The sequence below is a fragment of the Vibrio sp. D431a genome (assembly GCF_030248655.1).
Lineage (GTDB): Bacteria > Pseudomonadota > Gammaproteobacteria > Enterobacterales > Vibrionaceae > Vibrio > Vibrio alginolyticus.
The window spans coordinates 125,548-145,720 of record NZ_JAHGAP010000010.1 but is presented as its reverse complement, the minus strand read 5'-3'; the positions used below and the strand labels follow the sequence as shown (position 1 = coordinate 145,720).

Genomic DNA, 20,173 nt, shown 5'->3' with positions numbered 1-20,173 from the left:
AAATACAAATTATAAGGAGATAAAGATGAAATTTAGCCTTAAAGGTCTTTTGACTGTAGCAACGGCCGCCTCTGCTCTTGCTCTAGCGGGTTGCGGCGACAAAGAAGTAGACGTAAACAAAGTAAAAGTTGGCGTTATTGCTGGTGCTGAAGCACAAGTAGCCGAAGTTGCCGCTAAAGTAGCAAAAGAGAAATACAACCTAGACGTTGAGCTAGTAACATTTACCGATTACGTAACACCAAACGCCGCTCTGGATGATGGTTCAGTAGACGCGAATGCGTTCCAGCACAAACCATACCTAGACCAACAAGTGAAAGACCGCGGCTACAAACTGGCTATCGCGGGTAACTCATTCGTTTACCCTATTGCTGGTTACTCAAAGCAAGTAAAATCAATTGATGAAATTCAAGATGGCGCACGCATCGCAGTACCAAACGACCCAACTAACCTAGGTCGCTCACTACTGCTTCTTGAGCAACAAGGTTTGATTACGCTACGTGATGGCGTTGGTCTACTCGCTACAGTACGTGACATCGTAGGCAACCCTAAAAATATCGAAATCATTGAACTAGAAGCCCCACAGCTTCCACGTTCACTGGATGACGTAACGCTATCTATCATCAACACCACTTACGCAAGCTCTATCGACCTATCGCCAGAGCGTGACGGCGTGTTCGTTGAAGATAAAGACTCACCATACGTAAACCTAATTGTCGCTCGCGAAGAAAATGTTAATGCGCAAAACGTACAAAACTTCGTAAAAGCTTACCAAACGGAAGAAGTTTACGAAGCGGCAAAAGAGCTGTTCAAAGGTGGTGTTGTGAAAGGTTGGTAATCCCACTTTTCAAAACATGACCGAAAACAACGTTCTAAACATAAACGTTCTAAACCTAAAAGGGCTGATGTGAAAACATCAGCCCTTTCTATTTGTCTATCCGCCCATTTAAGTAACTTCAATTCGCTACTTAAGGTGGTCCCAAGAGATGTTGGAAACGATTCGGCAGTCATCACACTTAAAATGAAATATGTCATGTAGTGGCTCATCGAGTAGCCACTCGCCATCGCATTTTGGACACTTGCGCGCTTTCTCGCTCTCCAGCGACTGACCACCGACACGATACTGGTAATAGTACGTAGGGATCTTCGTGATGTATTCGATACGGCCACGTAAGTCCCAACCTCGGCGAAACAGCACACTATCCACATCGCAAATTTCGTGCAGCGCCGCATGTTCCGCTCGGCAACCCCCTGCCATTTGGATTTCATCACACGCTTGCCACTCAGTCTGCCACTTAATGACGGCTTTATGGTCTCCATTAAGTGTTGGCTCATTACGATACAAAGGAATTGGCAACAGGGTTTCACCACTTCGCAAAGGCGAACACGTATGAACATAAGTCGTGTACAACACTTGCCAGCTAGGTGTCTCTTCTTCGGCTGCTTGTTCTGAATTCAAATCACGCCCCAGCATGCGCATTTTCGGTGCAAGCAAAGACGCATCCGACAAACGGTTCATGCACACTTTGACGAAATCTGAGTGATAACGTGGATGCAAGCTGTCTTGTTCTGGGCAAACAACACGAACGAAAAATTCACCTTCTCCCATCACTATTGGGAATTCACGACCTAATACTTGGCCGTTGTAACGCAGAGCATCCATCAAGCCATTAATGGCTTTGTCTACCGCGCTGACGGTGGTGTTATCAAAACACTCAAACTGCAACTCAACAACATACATACTTAGACGGCAGCCTCTAACTTATTCAAGAACTCAACCAATGAATCTGCCAATACATCACGTTTAGAGGTGCCCAAACGCTCTAGAATCACATTGCCAGTGAGGTTACAAATAGAAATCACATCCATTTCCTCATCTGTCGCTGCTATAAATACTGTTGGTTTAAGTTTCAAGCGGCGCTGCGTCACCAAATGACCAAGAATATTTTCTTGTAGACGCACGAAATCGTCATCGCTCCACACTTGCAGCAGCGTCAACGAATTACCTTGCCAAGTTGCCTCCATATCAGCGCAGTATTGAGAACCATAAAAGGCTTTAACATCATCTTGCAGTGACAACTCAATCGCATTTTCCACATTGGTGAAATCGGCCATTTCATCACGTGCGACCGCTTTCCAAAGCACCTTTCCATCACGCTTCTCTTCGACACAAGGAGAAACAAGCTCTGCAAGCTCTTCACTGCTTGGCAACTCATTGTGCTTAGCTTGCCAAGCTTGTTGGTAGCGCAGGCTGAACTCTTGTAGCGCCTGAGTAACGTTTTGGGTCATGAAGGTCTCCTCATTCCTTATTTATCAGATAGCCGTACTTGCCGGATGGCAATTGACCAGCGGATTCAGTAAAATTCTCGCCATTCTAATCGAAAACGACCACAAAGTATGAGCAAATATTCTGACGCTAAAGAGCTTGCTGGCTTAACACTAGGTAAAACGACCGAGTATGCGAACCAGTATGACCCAAGCTTGCTGCAACCAGTCCCTCGCAGCCTGAACCGAGATGACCTCCAGTTAGGCGATACTCTGCCTTTCATGGGGCACGACATTTGGACGCTGTACGAACTGTCTTGGTTAAATAGTAAAGGTTTACCACAAGTGGCCGTTGGCGAAATATACATTCCAGCCACCAGCGCAAACTTGATTGAATCGAAGTCTTTCAAACTGTACTTAAACAGCTATAACCAAACCCGCTTTGCAAGCTGGGAAGAAGTGACTGAGCGTTTAACACAAGACCTTTCTGAATGCGCAGGTGAAAAGGTGCTGGTTGAGGTGAATCCAGTGACCCACTATACCAATCAACCTATCGTGACAATGGACGGTGAATGTATAGATGACCAAGACATTAACATCACCAGTTACGATTTCGATGCCGATTTGCTTGAAGGTGCAGCAGGTGAAGTACAAGTTGAAGAGGTGCTACATAGCCACCTATTGAAATCAAACTGTTTGATCACTAACCAACCCGACTGGGGCAGTGTAGAAATTCGCTACCAAGGCGCAAAAATAGATCGTGAGAAGCTGTTACGTTACTTAGTGTCTTTCCGCGAGCACAATGAGTTCCACGAACAGTGTGTAGAGCGTATTTTTACGGATCTAATGAAATACTGCCAACCAAGCAAACTGACCGTATTTGCCCGCTATACGCGCCGTGGAGGCTTGGATATCAACCCTTACCGCTCAACGGAACAAGATAAGCCAGCTCACAATCACCGTATGGCTCGTCAGTAAGCGCATAGGCAACAGAAATAAGTTCGGCAATCTAAAGGGTTGCCGGACGTTTTTATTGTCCAAGCATGTTACTATATCAAATGGCTTCAACCCGCATTTAAACGGCTAATTGAGGCTTTTCGCCGTTATCGCCATATCTAAAAACAGTTCGAGGGAACGAAAGGATGTTTTGGGACAGTTCGCGTCTATTCAAATTGATTGGCTTTCTTTGCTTGCTGTTTGTACAGCCACTTCATGCAACCATTTTATCGTCCGCGTTACTCAACGAAGCACAACAATTGGCGGAAATAGAGCCATCACAAGCAAAACAAGCGGCAACCAACTATTTGTCACAGCGTGAGCTAACAGAACGCAAAGAAAGTGACAGCCCTTCAGCCATGTCTCGCGACGAAACAGATCGTAGCGTTCGCACACCAAGCAGCACCATCGAAGCGCACAAGATTATCGCTCAGGCAGATTACGCCATGGGTAATGTTCGTTCGGCTATCGAGCACCTAAATAAAGCGGAACGCTTAGCGCAAGAATATCAATTGCCGTACATGGACTTAGATCTCCAGCTGATGCGCAACCAAATGATTTGGATGTACGACGAAAACTACTCAAAAGCGGAAGACACGCTTAACCAAATTGAACAACAGCTCGATGAAGCCGATGCCGTATTACAACGCACCGACAGCGTTCGCTACCGACTAGTGATGCAAAGAGCACTCCTCGCGTCACATAGTGGCGATATCATTAAAGCGGAAAACTTGTACTCTGAAGCAAAGACCATGCTTGACGATAGCCGCTCTGAGTTAGCCTTGATCGACTACTACACTGCCGTCGGCGAGTTTTACCTCAATAGCAAGAAGTACAATTTGGCTTTGTCAGAACTGCTATATGGTTATTGGCAATCTATTGAAAGTAACAGTGGTGCAAGATTAGCAAAAGTGAATCGCCTTTTGGCTAGGCTCTTCCAGGAACGACGAGTGTACGACAAAGCGATCGAATACTTATCCCAAGCCGCAGATTTTTATGACTCTTACCCTAGCTCTCCGATCCTAGCGGACGTCCTAGAGCAAATGGGCGACATCTACTTTTATCAGGGTAAGTTTAACCTTGCGTTAGTGCATTACTTCAACGTGCTTGACCATGAAAGTACCAGTAAGAACATCAATAGAATCATTAAAATTCGCTTAAGCTTGGCGGCTACCTACCTACAACTCTATAACTACGCGCTAGCAGAGCAGTACTTAGACCGCTCTAAAGAGCTTTTAGAATACACCAATATTCCTAAGCTTGAAGCAAAGGCTGCCCTGCTTCAGTCAGGTCTGGCTTATCATCAAAATGACAGTAAAGACGTCATTACTAATGCTAAGCTGGCGTTAGCGCTTGCTGAAAAGTCACCTGAAAATAACAACTTCATTAAGCAGCAGTCATACCGTTTACTTGGGTTGGGTTACGAGCAGGCAGGCGAATACAAACTTTCTCTGCAAGCTTATAAAAAATACACCAACCTCGTTCGTCTAGAACAAAAGCAGCTTAACCAAATCAGTGAGGATGCGTTCCGTCAGCAAAAAGAATTTGCCGAACAAACCATCCATTACATCGGTCAATCAGAACGCTTAGAGCAAGTGGAAAGAGAGCATCGTAAATTCCAGAAAATCTCATTTGCATTGTTTATTACTGTCTTGGTCATGTTTTTGTTCATTATGCGCCGTGGTGTCATCATGCAGCGCCAAGCAAGTGAAATCGAAAAACTGCGTAACGACCTCTTCACCCACTCTCGCTCTCGTTTACGTAACTTGCGTATGCTGAATGTTAAGCTTTCTCGCTCATTGAAAAAGTCGAGCGAAACTTTCGAGCAATGGCAAATGGGTGAATTGATCCACGAACCACTTAATGATCGCCTACGCTTTGTTATGATCGATTTGCCATTCTTACGAAGCATGTACGTCCATAACGGCTATAAGGCAGGTCTAGAACTAGAACGGGCATTTGGCGACTTCCTTGCGGAAAAAATAGAAAAACCGTCGCGTCTTTACCATTTCTCAGATGCGAACTTACTCTACATAGAACCGAACGCTGACCGTGATGCTTCTGCCGAAGTCATGTTCGAAAAATTCCAGACTTGGGTGGATGAGTTCGCACAGCAGCACAACGTCAATCGTATTATTCGTATGGGCATCAGTGATTATCCGTTCTTACCCCGAGCCTACACTGCAATTAACGATGAGGAATTACTCGATCTGTTGTTGCTTGCGACTCACATCGCACGAGAAGTCAGCTTGAAGGATAAGCAAAGCCACTGGGTGTTCTTAAAAGCCATCGATAATGCGCCTGCTGCTAGCTTTGCAACAGGTAACATAAGAACTGCCTGTCAACATGCCATTAGCCAAGGCCTGATCAAGATCCATTCGTCCTACAAGAATGAGGACGACATCAAGAAAATATTAAAAAATGGATAATTAAACGCCTGTTGAACGTAATAACTAATGACGCTATAGAGTTTTTTGTTATTATCAGATAATTGTCAGTAGTACATGGACTTAACCGTAGTCACTTCATGGGAATCTTGGAATCCGATATTCAGTCGCAGCTGCATCAGCTGAGTTGTCAACTTGACCAACTCAGACTGACTCATCGTGATACTTCACTCAAATTCAAACGTGAACAACAAGTTCTTAAACGCGTTGTGGCATCATTGTCTTCAGCTTGCCAGGGTTCGAATACTCAGGTATCCAACTACCTATTTGAAATCCAACAAGAGCTGCAACATCAAAAAGATATCAGCACTCTTATCCCGCGTTTAGCGGTATTAGAGAGGATGCTCAAACAGCAGTCGAAGACGATGGATAAACAGAACGGTTACCTTGACGAACAAATCAAGCACAGTGGTGAAACACTGCAACGTGTCACTGGCTTACCTGCGCAGTTAAAACGTGAACTACGGAACCTGATGAGTTTCTCTGAAGTTCACGCCAGCAATAAAGCTGATCAAGCCACTAAGCTACTGAGTATTTACGAACGCGCTCTGAAAATCATCACGTCTAATTCACGTCTACATCTTAGTGAATTTGAAAGCAATCCCGACAGATCTCAGCTTGAGTGCTTAGCCAGCGACCTCCAACATACTATTACAGAGCTGGATTTCGAGGGAGAATCAGGCGATAGATTGCTGGATATTCGCGCTAAGTTGCTCCTTGGCGTGAGTGCCGAGTCTCTCATTGAGCTTACGCTCTCAACGCTGAAATTGGTTGTCGAAGCAACAAAGTTCGAGCGCGAGGCGTCTAGCCAATTCCTTGATCAGCTGAACACTTCTCTCGCAAGTAACCTAAAAACCGTTCATCAGAACGTCGACCAGCATCATACCTACTTTGAACACCGCCAAGAGCTCAACACAGAAATGAACAGCTTGGTTGAATTAAGCCAAAAGTCACTTAATCAAGCTCAAGATATCGCGGTTGTGAAAAAAGAAATCACGCCTCTTCTCGAAAAAATGGCGTCGCTGACAGAGCGACTGAAAATGACGGAAGAGCGAGAGCAAGCGCTGCAAGAGCGGTTAAGTTACAGTAAGAACCAACTCGAAGCGGTATTTGAAACTACGCAAGATTATCGTCGACGCTTAGATGACCAAGCTCAGCGTATGTTGCTCGACCCGCTGACTAAAGTTTATAACCGCACTGCATTTAACGATCGACTAGAGCTAGAGTATCGCCGTTGGATTCGCTCTCAGCAAAACCTTCGTGTTGTGCTGTTTGATGTAGACAATTTCAAAGCGGTGAATGATAGCTATGGTTATACGGCTGGCGATAAAGCGCTGAAGATCATCGCTCGTACTATTAACAAGCGCGTATCAGAAACGGAAACAGTAGCTCGCTTTGGTGGCGAGGAGTTTATTCTACTCGTCCCGGAACAATCTGAAGAATACACACTGGATCTGATTAAGCATATCCAGCGTGATATTAGCCAATTACCCTTTAAGTTCCGTGAGCAAAATATCATGATTACCTTAGCTGCTGTATCGACGTCTTTCAAAGAGTCCGATACGCCAGAGTATGTGCTCGATCGTCTTGGCAAGATGCTTGCGGACGCTAAAAAACGTGGAACAAACCAGCTTAACTGGAGCTAAGATTCGTACAAAAAGCGAGCAAACAAACCAAATTTGGTGCAATCTACGCTTTATAACCACCCATTTTCAACGAGTTATCACATTTCTTCCCTTTTAGTCTGCTAAGCTGTAAAAACCCAAGTCACTTCAAGATGATGTATTTATAAAAGGCAAATGTATCATCTTGAGGTTGCTTGGGAGTTGATAACCATAAAACCAAATCGGCCAACTACCTTTCATCAAACCATACGTATAACACCAAAAAGGTAAGTTGGTACTTTCCCTAAAATTAATGCAACACAAGGAGGCGTTATGATTACCCATATAAGCCCCGCTGGTAGCATGGACTTGCTATCTCAACTAGAAGTAGAGCGCTTAAAGAACACAGCCTCGAGTGAACTTTATCAGCTGTATCGTAATTGCACGTTAGCGGTGTTGAACTCCGGTAGCCATACCGATAACTCGAAAGAACTGCTCGATAAATACCAATCGTTTGATGTCAACGTCGTGCGTCGTGAGCGTGGTATTAAGCTTGAGCTGACTAATCCGCCAGAGCACGCTTTTGTTGACGGCGAAATAATTAAAGGTATCCAAGAGCATCTGTTCTCCGTATTGCGTGACATCGTTTACGTAAACATGCATTTGGCAGACGCCCAGCGGCTCAACCTTACTAACCCAATTCACATTACGAACCTCGTGTTCGGCATTCTTCGTAATGCCAGAGCATTAACTCCAGGTATCGCACCGAATCTTGTCGTATGTTGGGGTGGTCACTCTATCAATGGAGTGGAGTATCAGTACACACGTGAAGTGGGTAACGAACTGGGCCTGCGTGAACTTAACATCTGCACAGGTTGCGGCCCTGGTGCAATGGAAGGGCCGATGAAAGGTGCAGCAATTGGGCACGCAAAGCAACGTTATACTCAGCAACGTTATCTTGGTTTAACCGAACCCTCGATTATTGCTGCCGAGCCACCAAACCCAATAGTAAATGAACTGGTCATCATGCCCGACATCGAAAAGCGCTTGGAAGCTTTCGTCCGTATGGCTCATGGTATCGTTATTTTCCCAGGAGGCCCGGGCACAGCGGAAGAGCTACTGTACATTCTTGGCATCATGATGCACCCGGATAACGCCGATCAACCAATGCCTATCGTATTAACAGGACCAAAAGAGAGTGAAGAGTACTTCCGCTCTATTGATGAGTTCATTCGCGACACACTTGGTGAGGAAGGGCAAAAGCACTACGAGATCATCATTGACGACCCGGCAGAAGTCGCTCGTATTATGAAACGCTCCATGGACTCGGTACGCCTTCACCGAAAAGAGAAAGGCGATGCGTACAGCTTTAACTGGTCATTGAAAATTGAGCCAAACTTCCAACTGCCATTCGAGCCTACTCATGAGTCGATGGAACAATTGGATTTAAGCCTAGATCAAGAACCGCAAGTTTTAGCGGCCAACTTGCGTCAAGCCTTCTCTGGCATAGTGGCAGGTAACGTAAAGGCTGAAGGCATTCGAGAAATAGAACGTAGAGGGCCTTTCACCATTCATGGCGACGCAGTCCCCATGAAAAAACTCGATAAGTTGCTAAAAGACTTTGTCGAACAGCACCGAATGAAATTACCTGGCGGTTCAGACTACGAACCGTGTTATCGAATCGCTCACCCGGAAATTGGTGGTCGATAGTCAGGCTAGCATTCGTTACACTAGGGGCATTACGCCCCTTTTTATTGCTAAGTCATTATGTCTATTCATCTTGTTATCATTGATGCCCTAAACCTGATCCGCCGAGTGCACTCAGCACAACCAGATCCAACCGACATAGCAAGAACCATAACCACAACGCAAAGAACCCTCACTCGCATTCTGTCAGAGGCCAACCCGACACACATCATCGCGGTTTTTGATCACCACGAACAAGACAGAGGTTGGCGCGCTGAAATTCTCCCTGACTATAAGCAAAACCGAAAACCAATGCCTCAGCCACTACTGCAAGGGTTAGATGCGATTCAACAAGCGTGGTGGGAGCAAGGTATTGATTCATTGCTTTCTGAAGGCGATGAAGCAGATGATTTGGTTGCTACACTCGCAACGAAAGTGGCCAGCCATGGTGAAAAAGTCACCATCGTTTCCACAGACAAAGGTTACTGCCAGCTACTTTCCCCTACCCTACAAATCCGTGATTATTTCCAACATCGTTGGTTAGATGAACCATTTATCGAAAAAGAGTTCGGCGTAAAACCAAATCAACTAGCGGATTACTGGGGATTAACAGGGATAAGCTCTAGCCAGGTTCCGGGCGTACCTGGAATTGGCCCGAAAACAGCGAAAGAGATTCTCACTCAGTTTGAGAGTCTTGAAGCTGCCTACGCTAGTGAAGATCTCGTACCGAAATACCGTATAAAATTGGATGAGCACATTGAGTCTGCTCGTTTATGTAAACGCGTCGCCGCTTTAAAGTGCGACATCGAACTAGGCTTTAACTTGCAAGATATTCGCTTTTTAGGGCCAAACAAAGCGGAGTAGTGTCCGATGGTAGTTTCACACCATGAAACCCTCAGATATTAAAAAAGCGCCATTTGAAGGCGCTTTTTCTATTCTAATCACTATTCCCAAAAGACTCGGGGAATAAAGTTAGTAAGGTGAAATATTCGACAGACATTGGATATGAATCGTGATTTCTTCACGATCATGATACAAATGTTTAGCTTGTAGCTTGAACTTTACCTTATTATCAATGAGGAACTGCTTCAGATTTTCAAGGTCTTGCAGCACTTCGTCATAACGCCCTTTCATTGGCAGCTTAAGGTTAAAGATGGCCTCTTTTGCCCAACCTTTTAACAGCCACTGTCCCATCAGGTGAGCAACACGAGCTGGCTTTTCCACCATGTCACAAACAATCCATGTTACGTTCTTGCGGTCTGGTTCGAACTTAAAACCATCCACCATATGGTGCTTGATCTGGCCAGTTTCCATCAAACTGTCTGCCATCATGCCGTTATCAACGCAGTGAACGAACATTGAGCGCTTCACTAATTGGTACGTCCAACCGCCTGGACATGCACCTAAATCCACACCCCACATACCTGGTGCCAAACGCTCATCCCACTCTTCACGTGGAATAAAGACATGAAATGCTTCTTCCAGTTTAAGTGTTGAACGACTTGGGGCGTCTGCTGGGAATTTAAGGCGAGGGATACCCATGAAGAACTGTGAGTTGTTGTCAGTGTAAGAGTAACCAACGTAACAGTGGCCAGGCTCAACAAAGCAAATGTGCAGTACTGGTTTTTTCGCGTTATCTTTGTTCAGCATTAAGCCTTTACCGCGCAACGCTTGACGCATTGGGACGGTAAACTTACGGCAGAATTTCAGTAGCTCTTTCGCTTCATTTGTATCTGGCGTTTCAATTCTCAAATCACCACAACGAGGGAATGCTTCGATGTCTGCTAGTTCATTCAGAATTGGACTAATTCGGTCATCACTTGGCAACGATTGAAACTCAGCTGCTACCGCAAACATTTGTCGAGCAAAAATTAAAGACTTAAAGTCTAAACCTCTCGCAAGTTTGTCGGCATCTCCATCTTGGTAGCACTCGAAGACAACATAACCTGAGTTTCTCTTCACACGAGGGAAGCCATACACTTCCAACTGTGTCGCTTTGTCCTGAATTTCACCAGCACACTCTTTCTCAAAGCCAGAACGGCAATAGAGCATTAGTTGTTTCACTTGGAGACCTCTTTGATATTGAACGCAGCAAAAAAGAACAGACACCAACCAATCATGAACAGTAATCCTCCCACAGGAGTAATTGGCCCAAACCACTTAATGCCCGTCAGCGCCAGCGCGTAAAGACTGCCGCTAAAACAAAAGATGCCGATAATAAAGCAAATCGCCGCAATGAAAAAATATTTTTGTGCTTTTTGTCCCAAATTGAGCAGAAGCAGAATGGCACAAAACACAATCGCCAACGTGTGAATAAATTGATACAGAACTCCGGTCTCAAATACACCGAGCAAATAAGGGGCCAGTGTCGCTTTTAGCCCATGAGCAGCAAATGCTCCAAGAGCGACCGAAATCAGCCCAGACAATCCAGAGAATGAGAGTAACCACTTACTTTTCACTGTACACCTCTTTTATAAACGCCGCTAACTGCTCTATCGCGAGTGCAATGTTACCCACTTCAGTATGACCTGAGATCTTGCGCGGTTTGAAGCTGTGGTCACCATCAGGTAAAAAGCTCACCGTTACTTGTGACGAAAGGACGAAATCATCGAATTCCTCACGCTTACCAAAGGTGTCTCGTTCCCCTTGCAGAATCAGCGTAGGTTTCTCAATGGTTGCTAAGTGCTCGCCTTTGTATTTCTCTGGCTTTCCTGGTGGGTGAAATGGAAACCCTAAACAGGCAATGCCCGCCACCAGCTCATTTTCAGCCAACAAGCTCGACATACGACCGCCCATTGACTTACCACCAATAACCACGGGAGAAGAAGTAAAGTGAGCGATCACTTCGCTGTATGCTTCGAGCAACTTTGGCGCGCGATCGGGCGGACGCTTTTTGCCATCTTCCGAACGTTTCACCATGTAAGGGAAATTAAAACGCACTACACGAATACCTTGCTCCACTAATCCTTTGGCGACAGCTGTCATGAAGTCATGCTCCATCCCCGCACCTGCGCCGTGAGCAAAAATAAACAGCGGTCCGTTTTCAGGCCCCTCAGCTATCCAGTGATTCATCCAATACTTCCTCTTGTTCTTTTCTCGCGGTTGCTAACATCCAGTCTCTAAACGTTGCGATTCGGCCCATATCTGCCTGCTGTTCATGACACACCACATAGAATGCATTCTTAGATATCAACACCTCGTCGAATGGTGCAATGAGTCGTCCGGCTTCCATTTCAGGTTTGGCGAGTACGTTGTTACCGAGCGCGACCCCCTGACCGTGCGCAGCAGCCTGTAGCACCATCGTTGAGTGACTAAAAATAGGACCGTGGTTTACGTTGATGCCTTCAATGTTGTAATGACGAGCAAACTGCTTCCAGTCTTTACGCGAAGTATCGTGTAACAAAGTATGTAATTTGAGGTCACTTAAAGATTCTAATGGTTTGTTACCCAAAAGTAATGAAGGTGAACAAAGTGGGATCAAAAACTCTTGGTACAATTTATCTGCTCGCAAACCTGGCCAGTTCCCACGGCCATAGTAGATCGCCACATCAACATCATCAGTCAGTGAGCCTTCATCCATATCTACGGCTTTAATACGTACATCGATATCGGGCTCTTGAGCATTAAAATCGGCCAAACGAGGTACAAGCCATTGGATAGCAAAACTCGGCGGTAGGCTAATCGTCAATGCCCCTTTTTCGCTACGTTCCAACACCTTATCTGTCGCTTCCGCAATCGAGGTGAAAATATCTTTGATATCGAGAAAGTAACTTTGGCCTTCTTCTGTTAACAACAAAGAACGATTACGTCGACGGAAGAGCTTCAATGATAAGAACTCTTCAAGCGCTTTAATCTGGTGACTGACCGCGGCTTGAGTAACAAATAACTCTTCTGCTGCTCGTGTAAAACTGAGATGACGAGCAGCCGCTTCGAAGACTCGAAGCGAATTTAATGGAGGCAATCTGCGAGACATATGGGACCTCTAATAGGATTAGTTTTTTTAATCTGAAACATTATAAAATGTCCGTTGTCGAACAGCCAGATAAATTCTATATTTCACCCCGCAACACGGGCCTGAACGGCTTGATTTCTTTGGAAATCAATTGGCTTCGTTGTTGCGATGTTGTGTTTGCAAACTCGTATTTCGAGTTAGGTAGATTTCTACCATAATGTTTTGTCCACACTCCCTGTGACAAAACATATACTTCCTGTATTTATTTTTGACCTGTCTGTCAAATTTGTTACACCGCCTAAATTAGGCGGTGTTTTTTTATCTATCAAAAATCTCATCCGCATATCTGGCAGCAATATCACTTTATTACTCTTCTTTCGGATTAATTATCGTTATATCAACACAAAGTGTATGGCTTTGCGATAAGCCTCAACATTATGCTAAGTAATGGTTGTCTGTAACGCGATCAAAAACAAAAAAGGCGCAAATTGATGTCTCAATTTGCGCCTTTTAACGTATTTTATCAGTCAGCTATGGACGGTAAACTTTTACGTTGCTGAAGCCTTGCTCTTGCAAGTAAAGCGCTTGCAGACGGCTCATCACACCGCGGTCACAGTAAAGTAAGTATGTCTTAGACTGGTCTAAGTCACCAAACTGTGTACCCAGCTTGTAGAAAGGGATATGTTTCACATCCACACCTTCGATTTCAAGTGGGTTATCGTCTTCCTCTTCAGGACTACGAATATCTAGCACAACCGCGTGCTCTTCTACCGCTTGAACTTGCTCTACTTCTGGTGCGGCTTGCTCAGACTCTTTCGCGATATCACGAATGTCCATCATGCGAGCTTCTTGAACCACTTGCTCAAGGATACTAAAGTCGAATTTCTCTTCTTCAGCTTCTAGCTTGCCTTTCACCGCTTTCACGGTTGGCTTCTTAGAGATAACACCACAGTATTCTGGCATTGTCTTGGCGAAATCTTCTGTGCCGATTTCACGTGCTAGATTGATGATGTCTTCTTTATCCCAGTTGATAAGTGGACGCAGAATCAGCGTGTCAGTTACGTTATCGATGTGGCGTAGATTGGTTAGCGTTTGGCTCGATACTTGACCTAGTGCTTCACCTGTTACCAATGCTTCGATCTTCATCTTCTGAGCGATCATGCCTGCTGCACGCATAAACATACGCTTCAAGATCACGCCCATTTGGCCGTCATCGACTTTCTCTAGGATTTCCGCAACCACAGGCTCGAAATCAACTGAGATAAAACGTACTTTTGCTGAAGAACCGTATTTGTTCCATAGGTAGTGAGAAACCTGCTTAACGCCGATTTCGTGTGCTGGACCACCTAAGTTAAAGAAGCAGTAATGTACTTTTGAACCACGCTTGATATGAAGATAGCTTGAAACACCAGAATCGAAACCACCCGAGATCAGGCTTAACACGTCTTCTTGCGTACCCAGAGGGAAACCACCTAGGCCTTTATGACGAGACAATACTTGGTTTAGCTTGTCGTTCGAGACTTCTACCTTGATCGTCACGTCTGGGTTTCGTAGCTTAACACTAGCGCTTTCAATCGCTTGATTTAAACCACCGCCTACATAACGCTCTAGTTCAATGGAGGTAAAGTCATGCTTGCCACGACGCTTCGCACGTACAACAAAGGTTTTATTTTCGAGTGCAGCACGGTTGAGTTCTAGCACTTGCTCGAAGATATCGTGCAAGTCTTTAAATTCAGTTTGCTTCACTTCCAGTACGTGGTGAATGCCTGGTGTATGAGTCAAAACCTCAAGAACTTCAGCGTGGAATTCGTTACTCTCAGAGGTCACTTCAATGTGATCACGACGGTTAAATACCGCGACAGACTCCGTGCGGCTCTTAATGATGTTACGAATGTTGCACTCTAAAATCTTTGTGAAGCGCTTACGCACAGATTCACTTTTTACAAAAATTTCTGGATGGGGCTTTACAATAAATTTCATAGTCTAATTCGCAGGTTAGTTTCGCAATCAACAAAGAGTGACACTCAACTTCAATACTTCATACGCAGTAAAACCGCGTTTCAGTCACAAAAAGTAGTCTGAGCTCACTTTTAAGGCGCAAGATTATACACCCAAGCGGATTGGAAAAACAAAAAAAGCGAGCAATCTGCTCGCTTTCTTATCTCTTTACTGACTTAAAACTAAAGCCTAGTTATTGAATTACTGGCACTTCTTCACTGTAGAGAGGCTCACCTTGCATAATGCTGATTTCAACCCGTCGGTTAAGCGCACGATTTTCATCAGAATCATTCGGTAACAAGGGCTCCGTATCCGCCATACCCCGCACTCTCAAACGTTGATGAGAGAAGCCTCTCACTTTCTCCATCTCTTGCGCGACTGATACTGCACGCTGAGAAGAGAGATCCCAGTTAGAACGATAAAGTTCCGAGTCTAGCGGTCGATTGTCTGTATGGCCAGATACTCGAACAATGCCTGGCACGTCTTTTACTAGCTCTGCAATCTGACGAACTAAAGGACGAAACTTAGGCTGCAAGAAGGCCGAACCTTCTGGGAATGCACCTTTTTCACGCATACGTATAACAATCTGCTGACCGAGGTTTTCAACTTCAATGGCGCCTTGTTCAATCTCTCGCTCTAAGGCTTTCTTGATGCTTTCCATCAAGGTTTCCATCTCTTGCGACATCTCTTTAGATTGCTGTTGCTGCATGTCCGCTTCGGCAGATTCATTGTTTTGAGTTGACGTTTCTGGCGATTGCCCACCCGTTAACTTGCCTTCATCACGTTTTGTGCCACCAGCTCGATCAGACTCCCCTTCATGAAATTCGAGCGTCTGCTGAGTGATGTCCATGGTTTGCTGCATGATGACATCAATCGGAGTTGGCTCCGGCCGACCCGGTCGAAACTCTTGGGCAATAATGCTAGTACCTTTGGGAATGTCTTTCACTTCAAGCTGATTTTGCACACCGAAGGCAAATTTCATTGATCCTGCAATTTGTTTGAACTTCAGTACATCCATCTCAGAAAACGAGAGCAGAAGAACAAAGAAACACATCAGTAGCGACATCAAATCTGCAAATGTCCCCATCCATAACGGGAGGCCAGGTGGCGGACAATCGCATTTGTTATCTTCATCATCCATCACGACTCTCCAAGTTACTCGTCAATCTCAAGGGCACGTTTACCTTCATTGAGGTAGTTCTTCAAGTAACTATCGATCACTCGCGGGTTTTGGCCATCTTGAATCGCTAATACGCCATCCATGATCAAACGGCGATTTAGCGTTTCTTGGTCACGGCGAAGAGAAAGCTTATCCGCAATAGGGAAAAACACCATATTGGACAGGATCGCGCCATACAATGTGGTCAAGAGTGCAACGGCCATTGCTGGTCCAATCGCTTTAGGGTCATCCATGTTTGAAAGCATCGCAACAAGACCAACCAAGGTGCCAATCATTCCCATCGCAGGAGCAACGTCGCCAAAGGCGCGAAATACACCAGTACCTTGCGTATGTCGTTCATCCGTAAGCGCGATGTCTTTTTTGAGTGCCGCTCTCACAACGTCGGCATCATGGCCATCAACCAGTAGATCAATGCCTTTCTGCATGAATGTGTTGTTTATTTCCATCTCTTCAAGAGCAAGAAAACCACCTTTACGCGCCGCATCGGCCATTTCCACAATTTTTGCGATCAGGTCTTCGGGTTCATCCGCTTTAAACATGAAGGCTTTGCCAGCAATCTTTGTCGCACCAAAAAACTGTCCCATTGTGAACTTCATCAACACGACGAATATTGAGCCACCAACGACAATAAGGATCGACGTGACATCGACAAACATGCCGATGCTGCCACCAAGCACCATCGCCATAATGACGAATGCAAAACCACCAATCAAACCTAATAGGGTTGCTAAATCCACAAAGCACTCCTCACGCTATACTCAAATACTGCCATTGGGCGGATTATTACCTGTATCGACAACTCGCGCAGAATTTTTAGAAAAATCTTAGCTAATGGATCACAAATTACACCTAACAACCTCAACCAAAATATGGGGTTTCACCGCTTAGACTCGTTGAACGCTAATTTTGTGACAATTATATAAGGTTAAATTTGACCAAGTTACTAGGCTAAGGTAACTTTCGTGCATCTTACCCGAGGCTTGATTAAGGCAGAAAAAAGATGGCGGTCAAGAAACCAGAAAACATGACCTTTGAAGCAACCATTGAAGAGCTTGATAGCTTGGTTGATCAATTAGAAAATGGCGATCTTGCTCTAGATGATGCCCTGCGTAAGTTTGAACGAGGCATTGCCTTAGCTCGTGCAGGCCAAACTAAATTAAGCGACGCCGAACAGCGCGTGAGCATTCTTCTTAGTGAAGATGATGAAGCACCACTGAGTGACTTCAAACCAGATTCAGAATAACAATCAGTAGTGAGCAATGTGATGCAACAGACATTGACGTCTTTTCAACAAAGAAACAATCAGCAATTGAATTTGTGGCTCGATCAGCTTCCATATCAAGAGCAGCCATTGATTCAAGCAATGAAATACGGCCTTTTGCTAGGTGGAAAACGCGTTCGCCCTTTTCTTGTTTACATCACAGGTCAAATGCTCGGCTGTAAACCTGAAGACTTAGACACCCCCGCCGCTGCTATCGAATGTATACATGCCTACTCACTCATTCATGATGATCTGCCAGCCATGGACGATGATGAACTGCGTCGAGGTCAACCAACTTGTCATATTAAGTTTGATGAAGCAACCGCAATACTGACAGGTGATGCACTACAAACTCTTGCCTTCACTATTATTGCTGATGGTCAATTAAGCTCGGCGGCAGAAGCTCAACGCATCAATATGATCAAAGCCTTAGCGCATTCCTCTGGTGCCAGCGGCATGTGTGTAGGGCAAGCCTTAGATTTAGGCGCGGAAAATCGCCTAGTTTCTCTTGAAGAAATGGAAGAGATACACCGTAAAAAAACCGGAGCTCTGATTGATTGTGCGGTAAAATTAGGTGCATTAGCTGCTGGTGAGAAAGGTATCGAGGTTCTACCTCACTTGGAGCGCTACTCAAAAGCAATTGGTTTGGCATTTCAGGTTCAAGACGATATTCTTGATATCATCAGTGACACAGAAACACTGGGTAAGCCTCAAGGTTCCGACCAAGGTCTGAATAAGAGCACTTATCCTTCCCTGCTGGGTTTAGAGGGAGCCATAGAGAAAGCTCACACTCTGTTACAGGAAGCACTTCAAGCATTGGAAGCTATCCCATACAATACTCAGTTACTCGAAGAGTTCGCCCGATATGTCATCGAGCGCAAAAATTAACACTATAAGCGCGCATTTATATGACTCTTGATATTTCAAAGTACCCAACACTGGCGTTAGCAAATACACCGGAAGAATTACGTCTTCTTCCGAAAGAAACATTACCAAATCTGTGTGATGAACTGCGAACGTATCTGCTAAATTCAGTGAGCCAATCTAGCGGACACTTAGCGTCTGGCTTAGGCACCGTAGAGCTAACTGTCGCTCTGCATTATGTTTACAACACCCCTATCGACAAATTGATCTGGGATGTTGGTCATCAGGCTTACCCGCACAAAATCCTCACCGGACGTCGCGATAAAATGCCAACAATTCGCCAAAAGGATGGTCTACACCCTTTCCCTTGGCGTGAAGAAAGTGAATATGACACGTTGTCTGTCGGTCACTCTTCGACATCTATAAGTGCAGGTCTTGGCTTGGCCATCAGCGCACAAAAAGAAGGCAAAGGCCGTAAAATTGTCAGTGTGATTGGCGATGGCGCAATTACAGCAGGCATGGCATTCGAAGCCATGAACCACGCTGGCGACGTTCATCCTGATATGTTGGTGATTTTGAACGACAACGAAATGTCGATTTCAGAAAACGTCGGCGCCCTGAATAACCACCTTGCGAAGGTACTTTCTGGTAGCTTGTACACTTCTATCCGTGAAGGCGGTAAGAAAGTGCTGTCTGGTGTTCCACCTATTAAAGAATTGGTTCGCCGTACGGAAGAGCACCTAAAAGGCATGGTAGTGCCTGGTACTCTGTTCGAAGAGTTCGGCTTTAATTACATTGGCCCGATTGATGGGCACGACGTCAATGAACTCGTCAAAACGCTGAAAAATATGCGTGAGCTCAAAGGCCCTCAATTCCTGCACATCATGACCAAGAAAGGCAAAGGTTATGAGCCTGCCGAGAAAGATCCTATCGGCTACCATGCAGTGCCGAAGTTCGCACCGGCAAACAATAGCTTACCGAAGAGCAGTGGCGGTAAGCCAACTTACTCAAAGATCTTCGGTGACTTTTTATGTGACATGGCGGCCCAAGATCCTAAGCTAATGGCAATTACGCCAGCAATGCGCGAAGGATCAGGTATGGTGCGTTTCTCAAAAGAGTACCCAGACCAATACTTTGATGTGGCGATTGCTGAGCAGCACGCAGTGACACTGGCAACAGGCATGGCAATTGCGGGCGATCATCCAATCGTTGCTATCTATTCGACTTTCTTGCAACGTGGTTATGACCAATTGATCCACGACATCGCGATCATGGACTTACCAGTGATGTTTGCGATCGACCGCGCAGGTCTCGTTGGCGCAGATGGTCAAACTCACCAAGGTGCGTTCGATTTGAGCTTTATGCGCTGTATTCCGAACATGGTGATCATGGCGCCAAGCGACGAAAACGAGTGCCGACAAATGCTTTACACTGGCCATAATCATTCTGGCCCGAGTGCGGTTCGATACCCTCGTGGTAGCGGCATGGGCGTAGAAATCGAAACTGAGTTTACGGCGTTAGAAATCGGTAAAGGGCGCATGGTTCGCCAAGGTGAAAAAGTTGCTATTCTGAACTTTGGTACTTTCTTGGGTAACGCGCTAGAAGCGGCAGAATACCTTAACGCCACTGTTGCTGATATGCGCTTTGTGAAGCCGCTCGATGAAGCATTAATTCGTCAATTAGCCGCAGATCATGACGTGCTCGTGACGTTAGAAGAAAATGTTATCGCAGGTGGTGCTGGTGCTGGTGTCGTTGAGTTCATGATGAAAGATAAAATCATTAAACCTGTGTTGAACCTAGGTTTACCAGATGAGTTTATTCATCAGGGAACACAAGATGAACTGCATGAAGAGCTTGGTCTCGATGCAAAAGGAGTTGAAAAATCCATCTTGGATTATTTAGCAAAATAGAATGTAAAAAGGG

The 20,173-nt window shown here is 45.3% G+C and carries 18 protein-coding genes; 9 read left to right on the top strand and 9 right to left on the bottom strand.

What is annotated here, in order from left to right; genetic code table 11:
• Positions 1-25 precede the first annotated feature (25 nt).
• Positions 26-835 carry a MetQ/NlpA family lipoprotein gene (locus KJB35_RS09065; RefSeq protein WP_005381966.1) on the top strand — a complete coding sequence of 270 codons (810 nt, stop codon included), beginning with the start codon at positions 26-28 and terminating at the stop codon, positions 833-835.
• 126 nt (positions 836-961) lie between these two features.
• Here KJB35_RS09065 and KJB35_RS09060 read toward each other — a convergent pair whose 3' ends face one another.
• Together KJB35_RS09060 and syd are read right to left on the bottom strand one after the other, a co-directional pair.
• Positions 962-1,738, bottom strand: a complete 777-nt coding sequence (locus tag KJB35_RS09060; RefSeq protein WP_005383605.1) for a Zn-ribbon-containing protein — start codon at positions 1,736-1,738, stop codon at positions 962-964.
• 2 nt (positions 1,739-1,740) lie between these two features.
• On the bottom strand, positions 1,741-2,286 hold the full coding sequence (gene syd, locus KJB35_RS09055; protein ID WP_005381970.1) for a SecY-interacting protein: 546 nt from the start codon (positions 2,284-2,286) through the stop codon (positions 1,741-1,743).
• A gap of 108 nt (positions 2,287-2,394) precedes the next feature.
• Here syd and queF point away from each other — a divergent pair, with 108 nt between their 5' ends.
• The 5 genes from queF (at position 2,395) to xni (ending at position 9,859) form a co-directional block, all read left to right on the top strand.
• Complete coding sequence (queF, locus tag KJB35_RS09050; RefSeq protein ID WP_169628723.1) at positions 2,395-3,240, top strand: NADPH-dependent 7-cyano-7-deazaguanine reductase QueF; 846 nt, start codon at positions 2,395-2,397, stop codon at positions 3,238-3,240.
• A gap of 164 nt (positions 3,241-3,404) precedes the next feature.
• Positions 3,405-5,687: a hypothetical protein gene (locus KJB35_RS09045; protein WP_017635678.1), complete on the top strand. Its 2,283-nt coding sequence runs from the start codon at positions 3,405-3,407 to the stop codon at positions 5,685-5,687.
• Between the two features lie 98 nt (positions 5,688-5,785).
• Positions 5,786-7,351 (top strand): diguanylate cyclase, encoded by a 1,566-nt coding sequence (locus tag KJB35_RS09040; protein WP_213908013.1) that lies wholly within the window; start codon positions 5,786-5,788, stop codon positions 7,349-7,351.
• 291 nt (positions 7,352-7,642) lie between these two features.
• A complete protein-coding gene (gene ppnN / locus KJB35_RS09035; RefSeq protein ID WP_238843129.1) occupies positions 7,643-9,019 on the top strand; it encodes a nucleotide 5'-monophosphate nucleosidase PpnN in 1,377 nt (458 codons plus the stop codon).
• A 57-nt stretch (positions 9,020-9,076) separates the two neighbouring features.
• Complete coding sequence (gene xni / locus KJB35_RS09030; protein ID WP_238843128.1) at positions 9,077-9,859, top strand: flap endonuclease Xni; 783 nt, start codon at positions 9,077-9,079, stop codon at positions 9,857-9,859.
• Between the two features lie 108 nt (positions 9,860-9,967).
• Here xni and rlmM read toward each other — a convergent pair whose 3' ends face one another.
• The 7 genes from rlmM to pomA all read right to left on the bottom strand — a co-directional run bounded on the left by rlmM (position 9,968) and on the right by pomA (position 16,862).
• The gene (rlmM, locus tag KJB35_RS09025) at positions 9,968-11,059 is read right to left on the bottom strand and encodes a 23S rRNA (cytidine(2498)-2'-O)-methyltransferase RlmM (RefSeq protein ID WP_017820611.1); all 1,092 of its coding nucleotides are present in this window, start codon (positions 11,057-11,059) and stop codon (positions 9,968-9,970) included.
• On the bottom strand, positions 11,056-11,454 hold the full coding sequence (locus tag KJB35_RS09020) for a DUF423 domain-containing protein (protein WP_025768894.1): 399 nt from the start codon (positions 11,452-11,454) through the stop codon (positions 11,056-11,058). The genes rlmM and KJB35_RS09020 overlap by 4 nt, the downstream gene beginning before the upstream one ends.
• Entirely contained in the window at positions 11,444-12,067 is a 624-nt protein-coding gene (locus tag KJB35_RS09015; protein WP_005383614.1) for an alpha/beta fold hydrolase, read from the bottom strand. Before KJB35_RS09015 ends, KJB35_RS09020 begins: the two co-directional genes overlap by 11 nt.
• Entirely contained in the window at positions 12,048-12,968 is a 921-nt protein-coding gene (locus tag KJB35_RS09010) for a transcriptional regulator GcvA (RefSeq protein ID WP_005383616.1), read from the bottom strand. Before KJB35_RS09010 ends, KJB35_RS09015 begins: the two co-directional genes overlap by 20 nt.
• A gap of 510 nt (positions 12,969-13,478) precedes the next feature.
• Entirely contained in the window at positions 13,479-14,927 is a 1,449-nt protein-coding gene (thiI, locus tag KJB35_RS09005; RefSeq protein ID WP_005383617.1) for a tRNA uracil 4-sulfurtransferase ThiI, read from the bottom strand.
• Positions 14,928-15,138: 211 nt separating this feature from the next.
• On the bottom strand, positions 15,139-16,086 hold the full coding sequence (locus tag KJB35_RS09000; protein WP_042521210.1) for a flagellar motor protein MotB: 948 nt from the start codon (positions 16,084-16,086) through the stop codon (positions 15,139-15,141).
• 14 nt (positions 16,087-16,100) lie between these two features.
• Positions 16,101-16,862 carry a flagellar motor protein PomA gene (pomA, locus tag KJB35_RS08995; protein WP_005381564.1) on the bottom strand — a complete coding sequence of 254 codons (762 nt, stop codon included), beginning with the start codon at positions 16,860-16,862 and terminating at the stop codon, positions 16,101-16,103.
• Between the two features lie 263 nt (positions 16,863-17,125).
• On the opposite strand from pomA, the gene xseB reads away from it, so the two are divergent.
• Genes xseB through dxs form a run of 3 tightly spaced genes read left to right on the top strand, consistent with a single transcriptional unit; the run spans position 17,126 to position 20,160 of the window.
• A complete protein-coding gene (gene xseB, locus KJB35_RS08990; RefSeq protein ID WP_005381566.1) occupies positions 17,126-17,368 on the top strand; it encodes an exodeoxyribonuclease VII small subunit in 243 nt (80 codons plus the stop codon).
• A gap of 21 nt (positions 17,369-17,389) precedes the next feature.
• Positions 17,390-18,274, top strand: a complete 885-nt coding sequence (ispA, locus tag KJB35_RS08985) for a (2E,6E)-farnesyl diphosphate synthase (protein WP_213908014.1) — start codon at positions 17,390-17,392, stop codon at positions 18,272-18,274.
• Between the two features lie 20 nt (positions 18,275-18,294).
• Positions 18,295-20,160 (top strand): 1-deoxy-D-xylulose-5-phosphate synthase, encoded by a 1,866-nt coding sequence (gene dxs / locus KJB35_RS08980; RefSeq protein ID WP_213908015.1) that lies wholly within the window; start codon positions 18,295-18,297, stop codon positions 20,158-20,160.
• The last annotated feature ends 13 nt before the right edge of the window (positions 20,161-20,173 follow it).